Raw genomic sequence first — 23085 nt, forward strand, 5'->3', positions numbered from 1 at the left:
GTGGATTGAAACTCATTTGTCATCAATCCTATATTGCAATGGCTAGTCGCGCCTCCCGCAGGCGCGTGGATTGAAACAGCTCATCTAGGTGACGTTTCTTAATAATGTCTCGTCGCGCCTCCCGCAGGCGCGTGGATTGAAACTAGTTCCGCCGCTACGGGTGACCAAAAGCAGCATGTCGCGCCTCCCGCAGGCGCGTGGATTGAAACTGACTACCCATAACATTAATTGCTTCACGAATTGGTCGCGCCTCCCGCAGGCGCGTGGATTGAAACTATGGGGGATGTCATCATTGCGCTGCGTGGATGGGTCGCGCCTCCCGCAGGCGCGTGGATTGAAACAAGTAAAGCCTGGTGCAATCAAACGACACATGCTTGTCGCGCCTCCCGCAGGCGCGTGGATTGAAACTTGCAATCGGCCATCAGCTGCCATTGCAGCAAACGTCGCGCCTCCCGCAGGCGCGTGGATTGAAACACTGCAAACGCGACCAGCGATTTAGCCCGTGATGGTCGCGCCTCCCGCAGGCGCGTGGATTACAACCTCAGTGAGTAATGTGAAATTCAGTGTTTAAGCTGATTGTGTCTTTGTTTGGTAAAGGAGACGTAATGGGTTTTTGATATGTTATCGCGTTCTTATTCAAAAGAGGAGATGGCGGCAGGGCGAGACTCGAACTCACATCATATACTGTGTATAACCGTTACCCATTGGAAACACTGCCGCACTCCTCTACTTTGTCATACTATTTACAAAATAGCTAACACGTTCTTAATTGCTTTTGCAAAGTTCATGACGATTATTGGCTGCTAAAAAGTTAGCTTTTATTTCAAAATTTTATTGTATAGGTGAGGTTGTAATTGTACTTACTGTGATGGTGAAGTGTAGAGTATTTTCCATGTTAGGGGCTGGTATGCTTGTTAACATATTGGCATTTTGCCTCTTCGATAGTGTACTTTTGCAATTTTATCTATGTACTTTATCGTGAGAGACTTGTCTTTATAATTAACTAAATGTAATGTTTGGGTTAAATGTAAAAGGATAGCAACACAATCATGGTAGTACAATGCAAACACCTGAAGAGTATGAGGTAAGCCAACGTATTGGTCGGTTAATTGCTGGCCTAAAAGATACACGTGGTATGACCCGTGAATCAATATGTAAACGCTTGGAAATTAGCACTCGTACGTTAGACAACTATTTAAGTGGGGTTAGCTCTTTTAAGCTCGGTACGCTGCTAAAACTTGCCGATTTATGTAAAGTAAAACTTGCAGATATTTTAGATGACACAGATGCGCTGTCGCGTTTGTACTCAAAAAACATGAAAGACAAAGGAGGTATATTTACCATATTGCTTGGCTCATTAGCAGGCGTAATGGTATTTGAGTCGACAGTCTTTTTATTATTGGTTGCGTTATTCTTCTACGCACATAAAGATAAGAATAGTTTAAGTATTATCTCTATACTACTTGTGATTTATTTCCTAACGTTGATTTCAGGTTATTGTCTTAATTACATCATTTTTCCTATGGCTGAGAGCTATTATATGCAGAATACTTACGCTTTTAGCTTGCATTTATTACTCAGTACCATGATGGCGCTATCGATAAAACACAGAATGTTGATAGCTGCTTGGGTAACAAGGGGTAAAGTGCCTAGCATTTTTGAGCGAAATTATGTTGATGCCCCGCTATTCTCTTTAGCTTGCTGCTTGATGTTTGTAGATTTTGCGGCGCTTATTGAAAACTTTATTCGTAGTAGTGAACGGTTAGGAGTACCACTTGAAATAGCGCAACAATTTTGGGAAGTCACCTTTTTTTACGATTATTTTTGGTATTTTAAGGCAATCCCTTCATTAATGATATTATCAGTATTGTACATGGGGGTCGAAACTAGAAAAAGATCGGCGAGCCGCGAGGATGCAATAGCAAGTTAGTATGAAAATAATTAAGTAAAATAGATTTTACACTTCTTTATAATGAGTATTTTTTAAAATCCATTTATACCAAAATTAACAAGATAGTGATAAGATATTTGGTTGGAAGTAGGTGTTCTTGTGTCGACCCGCCTATAAATAATACCGTCACCTACTTGTCTTTAAATTTAACCATGTGTAAACTTTTGGTTAACTTTAAGTGGGGCGAATGAGAGATATGGTGGGGCGATGCAGACGCCAGAAGAATATGAGGTAAGCCAGCGTATCGGCCGACTGATACAAGGGCTAAAACGTAAAAAAGGCTTGACGAGAGAAGAAGTCAGCCGCCGTATCGGCGTGGGTAACAGAACTTTAGACAATTACTTAAATGGCTCCAGCTCGTTTAAGCTTGGTACATTGCTTAGGTTTGCTGAAATCTGTAAAGTAAAGCTGTCGGATATTTTAGAAGATACAGATAAGCTCTCAGGCCTGTACGGAGAGAAAAATGAGGAAGAGAACAATGAATGCAGAACTGAACAAGCCGATAAAAATAGTCCTTAGCCGTTCATTGTGTAAGCTGGTTAATGGAGGAGTTGGTACTTCTAAAAATGATGGGCCAAGGGTCGAAAAGGCTGATAAAAGCAGTGGTAGTTAGGGGCAGAATATGAAAAGTTTATTTAAATTAGCGTTATTGACGAGCTTAGTTGCAGCTGGCTTGGTTACATTCGCGAGTGCACCGCTTGTTGAGATTATGATGTCTTTGACCTTAATTTTATTGGTTCTTATATCAAAAAATGATGATAACAGTCAGCTATTAACACTTTGCTTTGCTGCTGTTTTTGTTCTGTCTTCAATTGCCATGTATACGCTTGAAACCATAATATACCCTGCTGTAAATGATAACTTTATCGGTAATACAGTTGCTTTTGCCACATGTTTATTATTAAGCCTAACACTACTATTTTTATTGAAGCATCGAATGACGATAGCTGTCTTACTCACTCGCGGAAAATCAGCAACTGTGTTTGAAAAAAATTATGCTGAAGGCCCATTATATTTATTAGTGATTATCTTAGCCGTTGTTGATGGTTTGGCTCTTATGGAAAACTTTTTGCGCAATTTGGACAGAATAGGGGTAAATGAGGAGTTAGCTAAAACTTTTTGGGAAGTGACCTTTTTTTATGATTACTTTGAATACTTTAAAGCAATACCAATGTTGTTGTGTGTAGCCCTGCTGTACGTTGGGTTAGTTGTTAGAACGAAAAGGCAACCAATACAAAGCTAGTTAATGTATTTTGAATGTAGTTGTTACGGCTATTGAATTGCATTCCCCAGCTTTTATTAATCACTTCCAAATTAAGTTGAAACTGATCATATTTATAACCTGACTGGGGCTTCTGCTTTTAAATCCAAAATGTTAATTTTGGAGTGTCTCTCAGCTTTTATAGTATGATTCTCATTCAAAGCCTGTGTTAAATTTAGTCAAAAGAGTATCAGGACGATGCAAACGCCAGAAGAGTATGAAGTCAGTCAGCGAGTCGGACAGCTAATCCAAGGGCTAAAGCATCGTCGAGGCATGTCGAAAGAGACAATATGTCAGCATTTGGGGATTAGTACACGCACATTGGACAATTACCTAAGCGGCGTAAGCTCTTTTAAGCTAGGTACCTTATTAAAGTTTGCAGATTTATGCCGTATCAGACTGGCTGATATCTTAGATGAAACAGAAGCGTTATCGCGATTACACCCTCATAAGTTAAAAGATAAGTTTAGTATTCTAATTGTTTGTTTTAGCTCTATCTGGAGCTTGTTTTTCTTTGAAAATATTATACTGATAATTCTTTGCGTGTTGTTTTTCTACGCTAATAAAGATAAAAATAGTCAAAGTGTCATTGGCATATTTGTTATTGCTTTTATGCTAGAGGTTATCGTCGCCTACTGCTTGAAATTTATTATCTTTCCTGCTGTTGAAAGTTACTACTTTGAAAATATTTATGCCTTTGGTTTGCAGCTTTGTATAAATTTACTGCTACTTTTTATGCTTAAAAATAGAGCGTTTTTAAGTGTTTTGGTGACGAGGGGTCGCTCTGCATCTGTGCTCGAGAGAAGCCCTATAGAGGCAACCGTTTATTTTTTGGTTCTTACCTTAGCATCAGTCGACTTTTTAGCGCTCATGGAGAATTTTCTTCGCAATCTGGAAAGGCTGGGTGTTGAAGAAAGTGTTGCTAAAGCTTTTTGGGAAGTGACTTTTTTTTATGATTATTTTGAGTACCTTAAGGCTGCTCCAACTTGGGCATGTGTAATGGTACTGTTTACAGCAATAATCGCACGTAAAGATAATAAAGCTAGCCTGAACAGTTGGTAACCCGGTGAAGATAACTGCTTTAAAGCTCGTTTAATGTAACGGATATAAGGGAAAGAACGTAAGCCGATGCAAACACCAGAAGAGTATGAAGTCAGTCAGCGAGTCGGACATTTAATCCAAGGGCTTAAGCATCGTAGAGGCATGTCGAAAGAGACAATATGTCGGCACTTAGATATTAGCACACGTACATTGGACAATTATTTGAGTGGTGCAAGTTCTTTTAAGCTGGGGACGTTATTAAAGTTTGCAGATTTATGCCGCGTAAGACTTGCTGATATTTTGGATGATACAGAGACGCTCTCGAGGTTATATCCAAATAACTTGAAAGATAAGAGCACGCTCGTAACATTAATAATGACTACAGCATTAAGCTCGCTGGTATTTGAGCCTATTATTTGTAGTTTGATCTGTATACTTTTAATTCTTTTCCGAAGTGATAGGAGTTGTGCATCTTTAGCGTTAATTTTTGCAGCTATATTTAGCCTAGATGTTTTCATGATCGCTATTATTAAGTACTTAATTTTTCCAAATGTTGAAAGTAACTTCATACAAAATACTTCTGCTTTTGGGATTCAGTTATGTATTAATATAGTTTTACTTTCGTTATTAAAAAATAGACAAGTTTTACTTGTATTGGTTAGTCGAGGAAGCTCTTGCACTGCTTTTGAGAAGAATTACGCAGAAGGGCCACTATATTTTTTGGTAATGTTTATGACTACTGTAGATTTACTTGCGCTAGTTGAAAACTTCATTCGTAACCTTGAGAAGGTGGGTGTTAACGAAGAGTTCGCAAAAATATTTTGGGAAGTAACTTTCTTTTATGATTATTTTGAGTATTTAAAAGCACTACCTATGTTGTTGTGTGTAGCGGTACTTTATATTGGCTTTATTGTTCGACAGCAACCATTACAAAATCCACAGCATTTAATTTGAGCTTTGAAGAGTTCATAACGGTATAGCGGTTAGCTACTGTATTGGTACGTAAATTAGATTCCAGCAGCTGGTTATTGTATTGATGGGGGGAGTAAATTGACCTTGTCTACAGGGTTTTAGCTACGAGGAATAAACTCATACTTACTGCTAAAATGCACTGACTAGATAAGTAATACCAATTTGACTTAATACTTGCTCAATTTGAAGGAGTAAGTCTGACGTGAGCAGCGTTAGAAAATCCTTATTTAGAACAACTAAATAGCAAAATTTTTGCCTGCCTACAGGACGTAGGTACCTCGGCGTGAGCAGGACGTGAAAGCGGTGTTATCGACAAGATTTTCTCGCCTTAAAATAGATCACTTAATTAAGAAAATTGCTATAAGCTGACTGTTTTTCCGTCCTAAGATTAGGCTCGCCAGTTTTAATAAAAAAGGTGCTTTTAACTGCACCTTTTTTATTTGCTTTATAATCGAACCGCACGGTGATTATTCTAGATTTGGCGCACTAGAGTATACCATTTCAATCAGGTTATTCATGGTTCTTGATTTTTGAATATAGGCTTTTTCCATGTGGGCAAGCTCCTGTAATTCAAATAATGTCGTTTCAACCAGCCTGAGCCACTTTAGCGTTGTGTCTGGTACTGCACCATTTTGTTTGGTCGCTTTTTTTAGCGCGTTATAATAAATTGTTAAGTCACGATATTGGCTTTGATAGTCCATTGTTGTTCCAACCCCGTCTCTATTCGTTCACATGAAAGTAACAGGGAAACCGAGAAAAAATCTGCGGAGAATTATTTTTTACAAGTTTTTAATTCGATAGGTAGTTAATATTTGCAAATGCAGAGATGACATCTTTTGCAAATGCAATACGCGGGTGCTTCAAAGCGCCTTTTTTCCATACTAAGTAGATGTTGTTCTCTGGGCCAACAGATCCCAATTGGATAAGCTCTCCAGCTTTAATTAAATCACGGCATAAGTAGTCTGGTAGTACTGAATAACCAATGCCCGAGCGGATAATGTGTGCGATGGCGCGAATGTCTGGACAAATTGCAATAACATTGGAGTTACAGCTGGCATTAAATACGCGGTCAAAATATTGTCGTACTAGTGGCAAGTCTTGATCGTAAGTTACAACATTATAGGTTGAGAGTAACTCTGCGGTGATCTTACGGTCTTGGATCTCTCGTCCTTCTAGACGATTCATGACGAGCCATAGTTGCTCTTTATCTAACACTAGATAGTCGAATATTGCAGGATCGGGGGTTGATGCAGCAATTGCAATATCTGCGGTATCGTTGAGCAACGCATCAAAAATATTAATCTTATTGCCGATATGTAGCACTACATTGATATTACCTGCTTGGAGTAAATTAGCAATTTGTGGGCCCGACACAAAGCTGATGTATTCAGCAGGGCCTGCAATGTTTAGTGTTCCAAACACAGCCTCTGATCTCGCCCGTATAGAGGTTATCTTCTGCTCTAAAATGTCAATATGACTAGATACCTGAAGTGCTAAGTCATGTGCTGTTGGAGTTGGTTTTACGCCTCTTGCTTGGCGTTCAAATAAGGCTTTTCCGACCACTGATTCCATTGTTTGAATATGTGCCGTGACTGCGGGTTGCGACATGCCTAAATTGGCAGCAGCCTTGGTAATATTTTTGCAGCGGTACACTTCAACAAAGGTTTTTAACTGGGTTAGATGGGACATAACATATTAAGCCATAAGAATTCTGATTGCTCCTCCAAACTTATCCGAATTCTCCTCAATTCGCAAATCACGTATTATGCTTCCATTAACACAGGTAAAGCGCAACGATATCAGACTTTTAAATCGCCGTGCTTTATTTACAGCGCTTTGTATTAAAAGAGTAGTGGTGCAATGTCGAATACCGCCTTGCATAGCTTGCAGGCTCTCACTGTTTTTGGTTACTCGCCTAAACATAAAAATATTTATCGCTATTGCAAGTATTGGGCGCGATTAAGCCACAACCAGTAGCAGACAGGCGACAATAAGACAAAAATCAATAAAAACTACACTGAGAATGAGCCAAAGTGTAGAGAATGAACGTTATATCTACCGTATAGACAACACAGAGGAATTAAGCATGCTTAATTTTGTATTTAAAAACCAAACCGAAATCCTCTTTGGTAAAGGCCAAATGAGTGAAATAACATCAAGATTACCAGAGCAAGCAAAAGTGCTATTGCTGTTTGGCGGTGGTTCTATCAAAAAGAATGGGGTATACGACCAAGCAATGAGCGCACTGGCTGGTGTTGATGTCATTGAGTTTGGGGGGGTAGAGCCTAATCCAACCTACGAAACATTAATGCAGGCGGTGACCACGGCAAAGGAGCACGACGTCAACTTTATTCTTGCTGTGGGTGGTGGTAGCGTGATTGATGGTGCAAAGTTCGTTGCAGCTGCCTATCATTTTGATGGTGAGCCGTGGGATATTTTGGTTAAAGGTGCAAGCTTTAGCGACCCTTTACCTATCGGAGCGGTATTGACTTTACCAGCAACAGGTTCAGAAAGTAACGGCAACTCAGTGGTGACAAAAAAGGCCACTTCGCAGAAGCGCGCATTTTCATCGCCCACAGTACAACCACAGTTTGCAGTACTTGACCCTGAATACACCTACTCGTTACCGCCTCGTCAAGTAAGTAACGGTGTAGTAGACGCGTTTGTTCATGTAATTGAGCAATATCTGACTTATCCGGTAAACGCGCCGCTACAAGATAGATTTGCAGAAGGTATTTTACAAACACTCATCACTGAAGGTCCAAAAGCACTGAGCGAGCCTGAAAACTATGATGTCAGAGCTAATGTGATGTGGTCGGCTACCATGGCGTTAAATGGCTTAATTGGTCAAGGTGTACCACAAGATTGGTCTACACATATGATAGGGCATGAGTTGACCGCACTATACAACCTAGATCATGCACAAACGCTTGCTATTGTTTTGCCAGCGCTTATGTATGTACAGAAAGAGCAAAAAGCAGAGAAAATCCAGCAGTTAGGTAAGCGTGTTTTTGATATTAACGAAGCCGACACGGCGGTGCAAATTGATAAAACAATCAAAGCAGTGCAAGACTTTTTTGAAGCGATGCTAGTTAAAACGCGTTTAACAGACTACGATTTGGACGAAAAAGCAATCTCGGCGGTAGTTGCTAATCTTGAAAAGAACGGCATGACTGCTTTGGGTGAGCACGGCGATATCGATTTAGAAAAAGCAGCGCAAATACTAGGATTAGCGCTGTAACAGCTTAGGTAATATAGCTATTGCATCAAAATAAAAGCCAGTGATAGCGTCACTGGCTTTTTTACTTAACTTGAACTTAGCATAAAAGGGAGTTAATCAACTAAAATAGCTATGGTTAACAGCGTAATATCGCTTTAGCTAAAAGTTAAAGTTATGCCACGTTCAGCATATTTATAATGTACGCGAGTATGCGATACGTTACAGGTTTCTTAACTGGTCGATAACGGCTTGGATCTTATCAAACTTTGTTTGTTTGTATTCCAGCTCAGCTTGTGCTTTTCTACTCTCCCAATAAGCATGGTCTTCAGGGTACTGAGGTTCAACCACATAAGACGCTAGGTGATTACCGTACGGGTCTCTTAGCCAGCATCTATATTCAACCGCTTGATCATAAGGGTCTGGGTCGTCACAGCCTGATCTAAGTGGGAGATCGGCTTGTTTTTTCTGTGCGAGCATTGTGCTGAGTTGGTTGGCTAAATTTCTTGCTGCGGTCACGACGGTAGACTTAGGTACCAGCCCTGCTAAGTGACGCTCAGTATATATTGCAACTACTACAGATGCAGCTAGCGCGTAGGTATCAGCAAGGTAGAAAAAGTCATCATTATAGCGACTGTTAAGTGCTCTGTGGTTAATTAAATCATTGGCTTTAATTAACAGACCACCTAATAACACTGGATCTTCACCCTTGTATTTTACGGTATCTCCATAATGTTTTAAGCTTGCTTCTACACTGCGAAACTCTGCAATAAAGTCATACTCAGCATCACGAACAATTTCCTTTCTAACTCTATCTTGTATCGCTTGTAGGCTTTCTTCGCTAAGCATTACGTATTGCGGGCCACCAGAGCCAAATACAGCGTCGGCAAGTAAAGAGCCAAAACCATTTAATAGTTTGCTTTTTACTTTATCTAAGATTTGTTCGCCGATTGTTGCTGTTTTTTCTTCTTGTTCGGTAGCACCAACAGAAAATGTTGCACTGCATAGCGTTAGACTGACTATTGCGGCGATTGAACTAAGTTTCATTAAAATAATCCTTATTAACACATATAGTTATTAACTAACCTGAGATTTGGATAACTATCCCGAGGCACGCTTTTGATACGTGAAGCTATTCTCCAAGCGTGCTAGTTAAATGGGGTGAACACAACCCGCAAGGACTTAGTGCTCTTTTTATCCAGCCCCAGGTTAACTACGTAAACTCAGCCATTGATTTAACATGTTATTTTAAAAGTAATGAATTAACATTGTCTTTTGTTTTTTAGTTAATCAAAAATGACTAAGTTTAGGTAGTTTACTCTATTTTTGTTAAAGAATCATTAAGGTTAAAATTTTATTCGTATCCCGGCGTTGACGGTAAATCCATCATTGCGTGACCAAATGTCAGTTGTCCAGCGGCCACTTGGCGCTTGTGCAGTTAACAGCAGCGGTTCCTCTTTAGTTTGCCTTACATTGAGTAAATTTTCTGCGTTCAGAAAATAGCTAATATTTCCCACTGTAATTTGCCCAAGTAGACCGAGATGCCAATAGGCATCGCTTTTGGTTCGGTATGGGTTGTTTTCAAGGTGTTGTGTGCCCGTGTAGTAAGCTTCAAAACCCAATAAGTGGCTGCCATGTTTCTCCCACATGATAACTGCACCAGCGGTGTGTGTTGGGGTTAAATAAAGTGGTACGCGAGAGGCATCGAACATGCTGTTTTTAGTAGCATCTGTGTATAAATAGCTTCCTGTGAATTTGATATCGTGCCAACGATAACGCAGTAGTAACTCTGCGCCCCGTATTTCGCTCTGGCCACTCGTATTTATTAAGCGAACCTGTTGCTGCTGTGAAGGCGTATTCGAATTAACAACTTCTAGCGCCGTGACATTTTCAACGTCAGAGGAAAATAAAGTAATGCTGCTCTCAAATTTATCAGTGACATAACTTAGGTCAATAGAGGCAGTTGTTGCTTCCTCCTCCTCAAGATCGGTGATGGGCATAAGGCGTGACAAGCCCGTATCTTCGATGTCTTCAATAAAAGGTGTTGGGGCAAAAAAACCTTGTCCGTAAGAGCCTCGAATAATCCAATGTTCCGGGTTGTATAATACCGAAATACGCGGGCTAAACTGAGTGCCGAATTCATTATGCCAATCCGTACGCGCGCTCAATGACACAGCAAGATCTTCACTTGCTTCATAATCTACCTGTGAAAATAATCCCGGCACCTGATAGCGATAATTAAAAGTTGAAAAGTCCTGTGAATCAAAGCTATCTTCTTGATATGCCATACCAATAAGCCATGCAATATGGTCGTTATACCCGGATACGCTAGACTCAATTAAGTAGCTTTCATGGGTGTCATTTTCTTCAACGATACCATAAATGTGATCATGCTCTTGGTGCATCATCGAGCCTCGTAGGTTTAGGCTCAGTGTTTGTGCCAGTGGCTTATCAAAGATAAAGCCAGCGTCTATGCTTTGTGAGTCCTGACTTTGAACAAAGGGGTTACCATCAGCTAGTGTTGCTCCTTCTCGAGTACCGCCTTCACGATTTTCTGTCATTGCGCCAAGCGTAAAATACAAGCTTTCCCCGTCTTCACCTTCCCAATATAGACGAGGGCGAACTGTTGCACGTTCATATCCTGCCATATCAAGCCAGCCATCATCATCTAAATCCTGTTGAGCTTGATGGTGTATCCCAGCAGTTAATGACATGCTTGTGGTGTCATGAATAGGTGCTGCGAAGTACGAAGTGATGTCTTGACCACTTTTTGATGTAGCATTGAGTAATACTTCTCCTTCAAATTCATCTGAAGGAGTACGAGAGATCAAATTAATCACTCCACCAAGTGCGGAGCCACCATAAAGCGAGGAGGCTGAGCCTTTGATGATTTCAACGTTGGCTAAATCAGTGGGCGGGATTTGCAATAACCCAATTGAAGCTGTTTGCCCGCCATAGAGTGGCAATCCATCACTCAATAACTGGGTGTATCTACCATATAAACTTTGTAGACGAATATTGGCGCTGCCAAGGGCTGGGGAGGTATTTTGTACTCGCACTCCGCCTGTTTCGGCAACTAACATTGAAATATTACCCGGACGCATTAGGGCTTTTTCTTGGATTTCCTCACCATTTATAATCTCTGTTCTTGTTGCTGACTCGGTTACGATCCGTCCTAAGCGTGATGCCGTTACTTGAATCTTTTCAATTTTATTGTCGTCATGTTCATGGTGATGCTGTTCTCCAGCATGAGATATAGATGGAGCTAATAGGATGGCGAGTGCCACTGGAGAGTATGTATATCGCATTTTTACCTCTAATAATACAAAGCGTTGGGTGTGACACCAACGTTTAGCAATGTCTACTTCATTTGAATAGCAATACCAAGCACTCAAGCTGTAAAGTTCAGTTGCAACATATTCTGCTTTTACCAATTTGCTTTATTAAGTCTAATTGGTATTACTCCCTCAAGTTGAGCAAGTATTAAAACAAAGTGGTATTACAACGCATGCTGTGTCCGTTGCACACTGACGGCTACGCACATTGGTATTATTTTGTATTGGTTGTAGTTAGCCTACGGGATATAAAACCTGAGGTTCAGGCTATATCGGTATTAATGGAGAAGGTAAAATAGGTGGTCGTTCAAGGGGCGGCACATGCCGTCCGGTGTACCGATGCGTCAGACCAATATCTAGGTCATGAGTATGTAATCGATATGGAACGTTGAGCCGAAGTGTGATGAAAACAAATGTAGTACATGCGTTGTCTGGACAAATGCAGTCATTTTCACAGCACTGTGTATCACAACAGTCATCGGTATCTGTAGACAGGTTACCATCGCTCAATACTACAGTTTGATGCTCGGCTGCTTCTATGATTGAAGCTGAAACCTTGCTGCCTACAAAGTCAAAAGCCATGGTTTGGCCAACAAGGGCAACCAATAACGTTATCATTAAAACTAGCTTTGACAATGGGTTATACATAACTATCTGCAACAAAAATGGCCTCGGTATTGTAAGAGCTTTTACGTGATAAGTGAAGTCTTTGGGTGTCTATGTGTTATTTGCACATCGCTAACACGCTATTTCAACCACAAAAGGCGGGAGTTATACCAATTTGAAGGAGTAAATCTGACGCTAACCGCGTTAAAGGTTTCTTGTTTAGAACAACTAAATAGCAAAATTTTTGCCTAGTTATCGACAAGATTTTCTCGCCTCAAAATAGACCAGTTAATTAAGAAAATTGGTATTAAAGCTGGCAATTAGCTTATGGAAGAAGGTGTTCGAAAAAGCAACTATAGTTAAAAGAGACGTTTTTTATAGTGAAGAAACAATGATTCAACTTTTGAGTTTAATTTTATTGGCTTGTTCATTGTTCGCTTCGGCTCAACCTAAGCGTGTAGTAACGGTTGCCACCGGAGAATACCCTCCATATACGGGCAAGCAACTTGCAAACGATGGTTTTGTTAACCATATCATCCGTCTAGCACTAGAAAGCCAAGGCTACCAAGTACACTTTGAGTATTTGCCTTGGAAGCGTAGCTTTCAATCAACTAACTTGGGGCAATTTGATATGGCGTCTTACTGGGTGTGTGAGCCTGAATATGCTGATTCGTTTTATTGTAGCGATGAGATTTATAAAGGCAATTTGCTCGCCTATTTTAGAAAGACAACTCCTTTGCCAAAATGGGAAAACATATATGATCTGAAAAAGTTTCGGATTGGTGCAACATTGGGGTATGAATATGTGCCAGAGTTTCATAAAGCAGTAGAGCAAGGTGAGTTGGATGTGTTGATGGTGACGGATGATAAACACAGCTTAAACATGCTATTCAACGACCGCGTTGACTTGGTGCTGCTAAGTGATGTCGCGATGCAGGCGCTGCTCATTAAAGCCTTTACACCAGAGCATGCCACGTTAATTCATGCGAGCGACAAACCATTTTTGGCCTACACCGCCCACGCTTTATTTCCTAAATCTCGAGAGGGTAGCCTGGTGTTGAAAAACGATTTTAACAAAGGCTTAAGCTAGCTAAAGCGCTCTAGAGAGTGGGATCGCCAATGGCAGCGACTGCTCAATGCAGAATTTCACCCTGATGCTGCTATCAATTGAAGTAATACCCCAACTAATATAAAAGAGCCATTATCCAATTTTAACTTTTAATTTTTGAGGCTGTGACAGCTGCATATTTGGTATTAATAAAGCGCAGTAGGGTAGGCATCATTAATCCAGTTAATACAACACACATCCCCATTAACTGAATTGCGCTGACTGCTTGTCCCATCAACGCAGAAACCAAAGCAGCAAATACCGGCACCAAGTTGAAGTATAACGAGGCTTTTGCGGAGCCAAACGCTTTCACTCCACTGTTCCAGCACAGGTATCCAACCACGGTGCCAAAGACGCCGATGTAAATTAAACTCGCCAATGAGAAGTTAGGCAAAGTGATAAACGATTCCCAAGGTGTTACTTCTGCCCTAAACAAGCTAATTATTAACAAGGTCGTCAGTCCCATAGCCATCGTTATTAATGAAAATTCAAGGGGGGCTAACCAATGCGATACCTTGGATGCACAGACCGTGTAGCATGACCAAGCCAACATACCGATGAGAATAGTCACATCGCCTCTATTGATTGTTAGATTGATAAGGCTGTTTAAATCACCCTTGGTAATGACCAATAAAACCCCTGATAAGGCGATGCCAAGTTGGCACAGCTGTAATTTCCGCAAGGAGGTTTGATCAACGATGGCTGCCAGAAGTGCAGTAACAATGGGGCTTAAAGCCATGATTAACGCGCCATTAGTGGCTGATGTGTGCTCCAGTCCAGAGAACAGAGCAAAGTTTAACCCTCCAATGCCAATAGAGCCGATGACTGCTAACGCAAGATACTGAGTTAGTGATAATGAAACTATGCGCTTTTTGGTTATATACATAAAAACTAAAAGGCTAGAAACAGCAATCGCAAAGCGCCAAATGGACAGCGATAAGCCTGACATATCTTGGAGTACAACTTTTGCTAAGGGGAATACGCTGCCCCAAGAGAATGCACATACAAGCATCATTACGATAATGGCATTTTTTTTCATATAAATGGGTAACTAATTGAATGAAATTAAGATAAGTTTATATATTCCAATATCAACAAGATATAAGCGTTTTTGATATATTAGATTCCAAATATGAAAATTAACTATTCTTTAGATGATATGCGACTATTTTGGGTCGTTGCGAAGCAAGGTAGCTTTAGTAAAGCAGCGCTTGAATTGAGTATGCCTATTTCTACATTAAGCAGACGTATCAAAAGCTTAGAGCAATCATTACAATTGCGATTACTGAATCGTGATGCGCATAGAGTGACATTAACAGGAAGCGGTGTGCAATATTTTCAGCGCTGTGGCGGATTATTAGAAGCATTGCAAAGTGCAGGTGATGCGCTATTTGATGAAAAAGGAGAGGCGAGTGGGACGATTAACGTGTCAGCACCGAATAATTTTACTCAATATAAGTTAGCGCATATCTTTAATGCATTCTTGCGCGAATACCCAAAAATATCTATTAACCTTTCACTGTCTAATAAAAATATTGATCTTGAAAAAGAGCATATTGACCTCGCTTTCAGAGCCTGTGACGAGGTTCCGCTTGATTGGATAAGCAGGCCGTTGAAGCAAGTAAAGTCAATAGTGTGTAGTAGTCCAGCTTTAATTGAAGCAAATACAATTAGCCACCCTAAAGAACTACAAAAGCTGCCTGTTATTTTAAGTAACCCTGTCAGGGTTTGGGAGTTGGTTGAGACCACCACCGGTGAAAAATTTAGCTATACGCCTTTGCCTCCCGCTAGACTAGAAGCTGATGATTTACATGTTGTTTCTCGAGCTGTGATTGAAGGGCTTGGTGTGGGTTTTATCCCTTATTTTATGGCTAGTGAGTGGATAGAAAGTGGCAAGTTAGTTCGTTTGCTACCAAAGTGGTCTGGGCAACCGAGAACGGTTCACTTGTTATATCGAGATAGAGACAACATGCCATATCGGTTACGCTTATTTATTGATTATTTAATCAGAGCTTCAGATAATTAATGCCTTGCTAGCAGCCAGATTTAGCACCAACTGCGTTGAATTCACTTCCAATAGGCAGTTATTGGTACGTAAATTCGCCTTGCCTACAAGGTGTAGGTACCTTAGCAAAAGCAGGACGCGAAAGCGGTGTTATCTCCAAAGCAGTCTGGCTAGAGTAGGGGATAATTGAATATGGTCTTAAAAACACTGAGCTAGCTCATGCTTTGATCCAAACCTCAGGTTATTTAATTTCTTATTACTGAAAATGCTTTAAATATGAGCGGTGATGTGGTTATTATGCAAGTGTCTATATTTTGGGCACTGGTTAAAACCGTGTCTAAATGAGTAAGCTCATCTCTGAAATAGGTGGTTTTATGACAATTGAAAGTTGGCTAGCTTTTTGTACAATTGCGCTGCTGGCCACAGCGACACCAGGTCCCGCTGCATTGTTGGTGGCGACGAATAGTTTAGCTGTGGGTTTTAAGCGGGCGTTGCTAACTGTATTTGGTAACGTTTCAGGGTTGTTGCTGATGTCGAGCTGTGCCGTTATTGGTTTGAGTGGCTTATTGCTCCACTCAACAGCGGCATTTACGGTTGTGAAAATATTAGGCGCGCTCTACTTGATTTATATTGGGGTCAACTTATGGCGAAAAGGGTTAGATCAAGTATCTCTTCCTGATGGTGTAAAAAAACAAAAAAGTGCAGTGAGGCTATATCTAGATGGCGTGCTGGTGGCGTTAACTAACCCAAAAGCTATTGTCTTTACAACGGCGTTATTCCCTCAATTTATCGATACTTCAGCACCACTCTTAGCACAGTTTTCGTTGCTGGTCACTACTTTTATGTGCCTTTCTTTTTGTTGTTTATGTATGTATTCATTTTTGGCTCAAAGTGCTAAAAAGCGAGCGATAAAATGGGTGTCCGGTCATGTAATTGGTAAAATGTTTGGCATGACATTTATTGGTGCAGGGTGTGTTTTAGCTAGCGCTGAGCGCTAATTATACATAGCGGAAGCTGCCTCAAATTCACTTCCAAAGCTCACCTATTGGAAGTGAATTTGTCTAGCCTAGAAGGTCTAGGTACCTAAGCTTTAGCAAAGCGTGCAGACCAGATTTGGGATAGCGTAACGCGAGTCCAAAAACAAAGTGGCGGCTCAGCCCTTGCCCCTGCCTTAGCTTACTGAGAAGCGAATTTATACCAATTTGACTTAGTGCTTGCTCAATTTGAAGGAGTAAATCTGACGCTAACTGCGTTAAAAATTTCTCATTTAGAACAACTAAATAGCAAAATTTTTGCCTTGCCTATATGGATGTAGGTACCAAAGCGATAGCAGGACGCGGTAGCGGAGTTATCGGCAAGATCTTCTCGCCTCAAAATAGACCACTTAATTAAGCAAATTGGCATTACGCAAACGTCGACTTTGATGTTTTTTGCGTTTTCGTTGCCACCATAAATAGACACCACTAAAGCCAAGTAAAATAGGCGCAAGCCCCATTAAAGACCAAATAATTTTACTGGGAAGCCCCGCAAAGTGACCAAAATGTAGTTTTCTAAAGCTATCAATTATCCTCTCTAGAGAGGTTGCTGTGCGAATGTCATACACGGCAATTTGTGCGCCTGTAGTGGCATCGAAGCTTACAGTAGAGGCGTAGTTACTAATAAAAGGGTTCGTATCTGCAACGCTGCCAAAAATAGTGATATGTTTTTGTTGTGGTTCAAACGGAAATAACCAGTAAGTGGGGGTAAAGCCGCCAATTGCATCAAGGCTCTGCGCCATCATTGCATCAAAGTCGAGTGTGCGATTAAACATTGCTTGACTGACAATATGATGATCAGCTTCATCATGTTCAAAAGCCTCATGGTAGTAATCTACGGCGTTAAAATAGACACCTGTTATCCCAAGGCACAGTAATACCGGTGCACTCCATATTCCAATTAATTTATGTAACTCAGAAAACAAGATTACTCTTGGAGTGTGTCGTCTAAAGCTAAAAAAACGTCGCCAAAAACGACGGTAAATAATTAAACCAGACACTCCTAAAAAGGTAAACAGAATCGCAATAAATAAGCCGATAGCGACGCCCATATTTGGAAAATAGCGGTTGCTGTCGTTGAGCAACAAGGTGTAATGAAGGTGAAGTATAAAGTCGGTAAAGTCGCTGTGTATCCCCACAGGCGTACTCAGCATTTCTCCTTGGTAGGGATCGAGGTAGGTTTTAAACCAAGTATCAGTACCATGTTTTAGTAGATAAACTCTATCGGCCTCGTAGCCGTCATCAAATAGCTCCCAACTACCAATTTCATAGTTGGGGTGCGCATCGGCAACCAAATTGACTAACTCTTTCATTGGCTTGCGCTGAATATCTTGGCCTACATAATTCAAGGTGGCTTGATCTTTGAGAAGGATGCTATCTATCTCAAATTTGAATACCAACATGCTGCCAGTGAGTGAAATGATGAGTAATGGCAACATTGCGATCAGTGCCATTAGGCTGTGCCATTTAAATAATGTTTTGCGCATTATTATCCTTTAAAAACTAAACCACCTTAGCTGATGCGCTACCTAAAACTCAGGTTAGATACGCTGAATATCTATATCAATCTGCTTACATCACGGGTTTTTATCATTCTGTTTGGCCAATGTTGATAACGAACCTAGGATAGTTGCGACGATCACAGTGCCAGTGATTTATTGCTATAAAAATGAGAGTGATTCTTATTATACCATGTTGTGGTGGAAGGTTTTGCCTAAGAGTGCACTCTTTGTGGAATTTGCTTAGGAGAAAGAGCAAAAAGCTGTTTAAAGCGACGGCTGAAGTGCGCTTGGCTCTTAAAACCCGAGTTAATGGCGATTTGGTTAAGTGATGAATTTTGCTCTACCAATTCAAAATAAGCGTGATTTAAGCGTGTACGAATTAAGTATTCTGAGGCACTGAGATCAGAGCGAGTAAAAAGCTTATGAATATACCGTTTTGACCAACCTGAATACTCACACAACATATCGATACACAGCGCATCATTACTCGCATGTTTAACTATCAGCTGCTTCAACGCTGTAAGCGGTGAGTGTAGATGACAACATTGTAGGGCATGGCTCAGGCTTTGAAGAATATTTGCTTCAAGCCACTGGGCTTGGGTTTTAGTTAATTGCTTAACGAATAGTGCTTGAGTAAATAGCTGTGAGAGCGCTGGAGTTATTTTGATTGCTTGTCCATGTGATAGCCTTTTGCCGGTATGTTTAACCAACCAGCTAATAGGAAAGTTAAAGCTAATGGCATGATAATGTGCTGGCAGGTGAAAGATATGCTTTTGCTCTGCTTCAATAAAAATCAGCTGCATGTTATCTGCGGCACTTATGGATTGCTGAGTAAGCCACCATCCCGACCCTTTTTGGATTAAAATGAGACTGCCATAATCTTCTGGCATTGACGAGGCAACCTGAGCATTACGATGGTAGATAATGCCACGTAATTTAACTTGGGAGATACTTGTTGAAATCAGTGGAACTTCAGTGTGCAGCTCATGCTGAGATACATGATCGTAAAAGTGTTGCTGTAACAACTTGGAATGGAGATCTAAAACTATACTCATCAATACAAACGTGGCAGCCCAATAAGGGCTACCACTGTACGTGTTTTCTCAATAAATCCCAAACGAAATGAGAATTATTGATAACGTATTACCTTAATAACTTGCAACTAGTGATACGCCTGAGAAGCTTGTATAGCCGCGCAGTTTAATGTAATAAGTGCCACCTTGGCCTGAATTTGAAGTACAAGATTCATTGTTACCATAGCGGTAAGGGCGACAGTCGAATACACCTGTTGTTGGCTCAGCGCCCTTTCTTACATAAAGGTCTGCATCACCAGAACCACCTGAAATAGACACGTTTAGCGTTACATTAGCAGGTACATCAATTGTATAAAGCAACTCTTGGTTCGTTGAACCTGAAGCTGTAACTGCTTGTCCATTTTCTAGCTTAGGAACCGGATCTGGATCAGGGTCTGGATCTGTGCCTCCGGCAAGTGTGTATAGTAACTCATTTGGCGAACCACTTTGAGGGTTAGATACTTTACCTTTAGAAGCGCGTTGGCTAAGCAGTGAATCAACTTGAGATGGGCTTAAACTTGGGTTTTCATCCAAGTATAGTGCAATTGCACCTGCAACATGTGGTGCAGCCATTGACGTACCACTGATGGTGTTTGTTGCTGAGTCAGAGTTGTACCAAGCAGACTTGATACCTGAGCCAGGTGCGTAAATGTCAAGACAGTTACCATAGTTTGAGAAACTAGAGCGAGCGTCGCTACTTGTTGTTGAACCAACAGTGATAGCATTAGCTGCGCGTGCTGGAGAATAATTACAAGCGTTGCTATTGTCGTTACCCGCAGCAACAACAAAGCTAACACCTGCTGCCACAGCATTATTCACGGCATCATCTACTGCCTGAGAAGCACCACCACCTAAGCTCATGTTAGCAACTGAAGGGCCTGAAGCGTTGTTCTTAACCCAATCAATACCTGCGATCACGCCTGAATATGAGCCTGAGCCGTTACACCCTAACACTCGTACGCCAACAATATTTACATTTTTAGCGACACCATACTCTCCGCCACCAATTGTACCCGCTACATGAGTACCGTGACCGTTGCAGTCTGTTGCGTCGTTATCATTGTCTACAAAATCATAACCATGAGTGGCACGGTTACCAAAATCATTGTGACTAATACGAACACCGGTATCGATTACATACGCTGTTACGCCCGTGCCATCAAAATCATAATGATAGTTTGAATTGAGGGGTAAGTTGCGTTGGTCAACTCGGTCTAAGCCCCAAGTTGGGTTAGCTTGATCACCGTTTGCAGAAATTGAAGGGGTTACGGTGACAGTCTGATCTTGCTCGATATAATCGATATTCGGGTTTTGGATTAGCCCTTTGAGTTGTTTTGCTGATGCGTTTATCACAACGCCATTAAGGATACCGCCAAACTCTCTTGTTATGCTGACATTATGCTTGTTTTGCAACTCGTTAGCTTGCTTTTTAGCAAAAGCTGCAACGGCTTTACTATCATTTACATCAAGTACTGAAGGTGTAGAAAACACCACAATATATTGGTTCTCTATTGCTTTTTCAGCACTTACGCTAACGAGCTTAGCCGCTTGAGCATTAACCGAGGTCATGCCCGCTAAAATGGCAAAACTAATTGCACTTAATTTACGCATTTTGTTGTTCCTTACATGTTGTTTTATTTAGTTGTGTTATCTAGTACAAGTTCGATTTGGCGCAGTTGCTGTAGACACTCTACTCACCATTCAACTCAATTTGATTAAAAAGTAACAAATGAATATCAGGGTAACCAAAGTCAACTGAACCTGAGTACATCAACTCGTACTAGTTACATTATAATAGAACACAAGATTAAAAAATAAACAAATAATACAAATAAAATTTACAAAGTGTTGTGGGTACACTGAGTAAAGTGCTACTTAGTTCATTACGAGAATTAGACAAGTAACTTTATAAGTATAAAAGACAGAAGGTTACGATAATTTTCTAGAAATTGTTAAAATATATAGTGTATGGTTACAGGGAAAGTTTTTTCAAAGATATCTACGAATTTTCTATCTGTTAATGTTTTTTGTAATTTTTTGGTAAACAATTCTTTACATTTCAAGTTGGGGAAATGTTATTAGGTTTTACGAAAATAAGAAGGAGTAAGCCCTGTCCAGCGCTTGAAAGCGCGGCGAAAATTTGTAATATCACTAAAGTGTAGTGCACTGGCGACTTGTTCATTTGAGTAGCCTTGTTCAGCGACATAAAACATAGCTTGTTGACGGTGTACCCTATCTTTTTCTGTTAAGAAAGTCGTGTTGTGAAGTTTGAGTTTACGCTTGAACGTTGCCGCACTCATGCCCATTAATGATGCTATTTGCTCACTGTGATACTTTGGGTATTTCAATTGCAGCCGGTGTAACTGTGCAAGAAATCCGCGTGTGTTTTTTGGTGTTATTTGTAATTGTTTGTTGACCAAAAATGGGAAGTTATTGATCTGCTGCTTTATTAATGTTGGCTTGTTGATGGCAACCACAAAGTCACTGTGCTGGAAGCTATAGCTTTGAGATAAATAACTGAGATATTGCGCAATTTCTTTTGGTTTATCGAAAGGAAACTGTATGGTAAAGCGTGCCTCAGGGCAGCGCCATTTAACATATCCGCAGAGGATACTAGCCAGTACTTCATATAGAAAACGCAATACTGTGGCGTTAGTTTGGGCGATAGCCGGTGAAAAAGTTAAGTGATAACCATCTTCTTTGTGCAACTTTCTAAAATGGAAAAGCGGAAATATCGTCAGCCCTCTGAGCAGTAATACATTGATGAGATGTTGTATACTGCGACAATTAAACAGTAAAGAGCCGTAGTGACTGATAAGTGTGTTGAGTAGATATTGGCCGTATATAAAGCTTAACTCTCGACAGCTTGGCTGTGCACAAATATTGATGATAATGCGCTCAAGTTGCTCAAAAGAAATGGTTGTAGTGTTTGCAAAAAGATCTGAGCGAAATAGCTTGCTGCCTTTTAGTGTAATGTCTGCATGGACACCACACTGCTGCGCTAAATCGACGAGAGGCTGTGCAAAATAACAACTTTCTAATTGCTTCATATGACATTCAAGCGTTTGCATCAAGCAGCGACCTTAGTGCGATTTAATGCAGCGACAAGATTTGTCATGAGCGACTCAAATTCCCACTGCTGGTTATGTATTTCAATACTGCTCCACCTTACCGCGCTGAATTGTGGTTGATTTTTGTCGTCATGGTAGTTGGCGTGGCGAGCAATAAAAGCGGTTGCGCGGGCGGCAAAAGCATTGGCTTGTGCTTGTGTGGTTTGAGGATGAATGATGACAAATTTATCTGCCGCAAATCGACATAGTAAGTCGCTTTCACGCATACTTAAAGAAAGCATATCAGCAGTATCTCTGAGTAGTTGATTGCTTTTTTGTAGACCATGTTGACGCGAAAAGGCGGCGAAATTGCAAATATCAAACATGGTTAAACAAAAAGTACAATGTTCGCTTTCTAAGCGTGCCAATTCATGGCTTATCTGATTTTTCATGTACTCGATGCTGTAAAGTCCAGTCACAAAATCAGTGATACTGTGATCGCGATAAAACCGCTCCTTTTTCATCAATGTTTGATTAAATATACTTTGCTCTTTGTACCAATAGTGAGCAGCAATACTCATCAAGATCATACCAATACAGGCGGGAATAGCTTCAAAACTAGTTAAATAGGGCGGCGTAAAAATCACCATTTCGTCTAAAAAATCCCATAGCATTGATACATACATAGCACTTAATCCTGCAAACAATAGGTTAGTTACCAGACCTTTTGGACGAGTAAGGAGAGTAACGACTATCCACATTAAGGTTATTAATGCCAGTCCACCTTCACCAAGACAGTCGAGTAAATTAATATCTGCTAAGGGTTTAGGCACAGAGGTGTGGTAAGTGGCCGTTATCGCAAGCAACGTCAATCCCACAAGTGTGCTCCATTTTGATTGGTGTAACAAAAAAGGTTGCAGTTTCATATTA

General features: G+C 40.7%; 20 protein-coding genes and 1 CRISPR repeat array. Of the genes, 9 read left to right on the forward strand and 11 right to left on the reverse strand.

The window, feature by feature from the left end; genetic code table 11:
* The first annotated feature begins 45 nt into the window (after positions 1–45).
* Positions 46–540: direct repeats of the CRISPR family, unit length 32 nt; unit sequence GTCGCGCCTCCCGCAGGCGCGTGGATTGAAAC.
* Between the two features lie 520 nt (positions 541–1060).
* From HUZ36_RS17535 to HUZ36_RS17555, 5 genes are all read left to right on the forward strand, one after another.
* Positions 1061–1930, forward strand: coding sequence for a helix-turn-helix domain-containing protein (locus tag HUZ36_RS17535; protein ID WP_176033541.1), 870 nt, complete (start codon positions 1061–1063; stop codon positions 1928–1930).
* Between the two features lie 228 nt (positions 1931–2158).
* Positions 2159–2470: a helix-turn-helix domain-containing protein gene (locus tag HUZ36_RS17540; protein WP_128730936.1), complete on the forward strand. Its 312-nt coding sequence runs from the start codon at positions 2159–2161 to the stop codon at positions 2468–2470.
* Between the two features lie 103 nt (positions 2471–2573).
* Positions 2574–3194 (forward strand): hypothetical protein, encoded by a 621-nt coding sequence (locus tag HUZ36_RS17545; protein WP_176033542.1) that lies wholly within the window; start codon positions 2574–2576, stop codon positions 3192–3194.
* Positions 3195–3410: 216 nt separating this feature from the next.
* A complete protein-coding gene (locus HUZ36_RS17550) occupies positions 3411–4274 on the forward strand; it encodes a helix-turn-helix domain-containing protein (RefSeq protein WP_176033543.1) in 864 nt (287 codons plus the stop codon).
* A gap of 66 nt (positions 4275–4340) precedes the next feature.
* Positions 4341–5207 (forward strand): helix-turn-helix domain-containing protein, encoded by an 867-nt coding sequence (locus HUZ36_RS17555; protein WP_176033544.1) that lies wholly within the window; start codon positions 4341–4343, stop codon positions 5205–5207.
* A 485-nt stretch (positions 5208–5692) separates the two neighbouring features.
* On the opposite strand, the gene HUZ36_RS17560 is transcribed toward HUZ36_RS17555, so the two are convergent.
* Positions 5693–5926 carry a hypothetical protein gene (locus HUZ36_RS17560; protein ID WP_128730932.1) on the reverse strand — a complete coding sequence of 78 codons (234 nt, stop codon included), beginning with the start codon at positions 5924–5926 and terminating at the stop codon, positions 5693–5695.
* Between the two features lie 88 nt (positions 5927–6014).
* A complete protein-coding gene (locus HUZ36_RS17565) occupies positions 6015–6914 on the reverse strand; it encodes a LysR family transcriptional regulator (RefSeq protein WP_147391285.1) in 900 nt (299 codons plus the stop codon).
* Positions 6915–7311: 397 nt separating this feature from the next.
* Between HUZ36_RS17565 and HUZ36_RS17570 the strand changes: the two genes are divergently transcribed.
* Entirely contained in the window at positions 7312–8466 is a 1155-nt protein-coding gene (locus HUZ36_RS17570) for an iron-containing alcohol dehydrogenase (RefSeq protein WP_176033545.1), read from the forward strand.
* A 198-nt stretch (positions 8467–8664) separates the two neighbouring features.
* Here HUZ36_RS17570 and HUZ36_RS17575 read toward each other — a convergent pair whose 3' ends face one another.
* The 3 genes from HUZ36_RS17575 to HUZ36_RS17585 form a co-directional block, all read right to left on the reverse strand.
* Positions 8665–9489: a hypothetical protein gene (locus HUZ36_RS17575; RefSeq protein ID WP_128732594.1), complete on the reverse strand. Its 825-nt coding sequence runs from the start codon at positions 9487–9489 to the stop codon at positions 8665–8667.
* A 299-nt stretch (positions 9490–9788) separates the two neighbouring features.
* Positions 9789–11750, reverse strand: a complete 1962-nt coding sequence (locus HUZ36_RS17580; protein ID WP_176033582.1) for a TonB-dependent receptor plug domain-containing protein — start codon at positions 11748–11750, stop codon at positions 9789–9791.
* Positions 11751–12044: 294 nt separating this feature from the next.
* Positions 12045–12395, reverse strand: coding sequence for a hypothetical protein (locus tag HUZ36_RS17585; RefSeq protein WP_147391283.1), 351 nt, complete (start codon positions 12393–12395; stop codon positions 12045–12047).
* Positions 12396–12774: 379 nt separating this feature from the next.
* On the opposite strand from HUZ36_RS17585, the gene HUZ36_RS17590 reads away from it, so the two are divergent.
* On the forward strand, positions 12775–13473 hold the full coding sequence (locus HUZ36_RS17590; RefSeq protein ID WP_176033546.1) for a substrate-binding periplasmic protein: 699 nt from the start codon (positions 12775–12777) through the stop codon (positions 13471–13473).
* 121 nt (positions 13474–13594) lie between these two features.
* On the opposite strand, the gene HUZ36_RS17595 is transcribed toward HUZ36_RS17590, so the two are convergent.
* Positions 13595–14530 (reverse strand): DMT family transporter, encoded by a 936-nt coding sequence (locus HUZ36_RS17595; protein ID WP_147390748.1) that lies wholly within the window; start codon positions 14528–14530, stop codon positions 13595–13597.
* A gap of 93 nt (positions 14531–14623) precedes the next feature.
* On the opposite strand from HUZ36_RS17595, the gene HUZ36_RS17600 reads away from it, so the two are divergent.
* Positions 14624–15517, forward strand: coding sequence for a LysR family transcriptional regulator (locus HUZ36_RS17600; RefSeq protein WP_176033547.1), 894 nt, complete (start codon positions 14624–14626; stop codon positions 15515–15517).
* A 353-nt stretch (positions 15518–15870) separates the two neighbouring features.
* Positions 15871–16494 carry a LysE family translocator gene (locus HUZ36_RS17605; RefSeq protein WP_176033548.1) on the forward strand — a complete coding sequence of 208 codons (624 nt, stop codon included), beginning with the start codon at positions 15871–15873 and terminating at the stop codon, positions 16492–16494.
* 386 nt (positions 16495–16880) lie between these two features.
* On the opposite strand, the gene HUZ36_RS17610 is transcribed toward HUZ36_RS17605, so the two are convergent.
* The 5 genes from HUZ36_RS17610 to HUZ36_RS17630 all read right to left on the reverse strand — a co-directional run bounded on the left by HUZ36_RS17610 (position 16881) and on the right by HUZ36_RS17630 (position 23033).
* Positions 16881–18017 carry a PepSY-associated TM helix domain-containing protein gene (locus HUZ36_RS17610; protein WP_176033549.1) on the reverse strand — a complete coding sequence of 379 codons (1137 nt, stop codon included), beginning with the start codon at positions 18015–18017 and terminating at the stop codon, positions 16881–16883.
* 227 nt (positions 18018–18244) lie between these two features.
* Positions 18245–19087 carry a helix-turn-helix transcriptional regulator gene (locus HUZ36_RS17615; RefSeq protein WP_176033550.1) on the reverse strand — a complete coding sequence of 281 codons (843 nt, stop codon included), beginning with the start codon at positions 19085–19087 and terminating at the stop codon, positions 18245–18247.
* A 93-nt stretch (positions 19088–19180) separates the two neighbouring features.
* Entirely contained in the window at positions 19181–20716 is a 1536-nt protein-coding gene (locus HUZ36_RS17620; RefSeq protein ID WP_125251786.1) for a S8 family serine peptidase, read from the reverse strand.
* Between the two features lie 467 nt (positions 20717–21183).
* Positions 21184–22176: a helix-turn-helix domain-containing protein gene (locus HUZ36_RS17625; protein WP_125251785.1), complete on the reverse strand. Its 993-nt coding sequence runs from the start codon at positions 22174–22176 to the stop codon at positions 21184–21186.
* Positions 22176–23033 carry a GGDEF domain-containing protein gene (locus tag HUZ36_RS17630; protein WP_241651665.1) on the reverse strand — a complete coding sequence of 286 codons (858 nt, stop codon included), beginning with the start codon at positions 23031–23033 and terminating at the stop codon, positions 22176–22178. The genes HUZ36_RS17625 and HUZ36_RS17630 overlap by 1 nt, the downstream gene beginning before the upstream one ends.
* Between the last annotated feature and the right edge of the window lie 52 nt (positions 23034–23085).

Origin of the sequence: Pseudoalteromonas sp. McH1-7 (assembly GCF_013366255.1) — a bacterium.
Lineage (GTDB): Bacteria > Pseudomonadota > Gammaproteobacteria > Enterobacterales > Alteromonadaceae > Pseudoalteromonas > Pseudoalteromonas peptidolytica.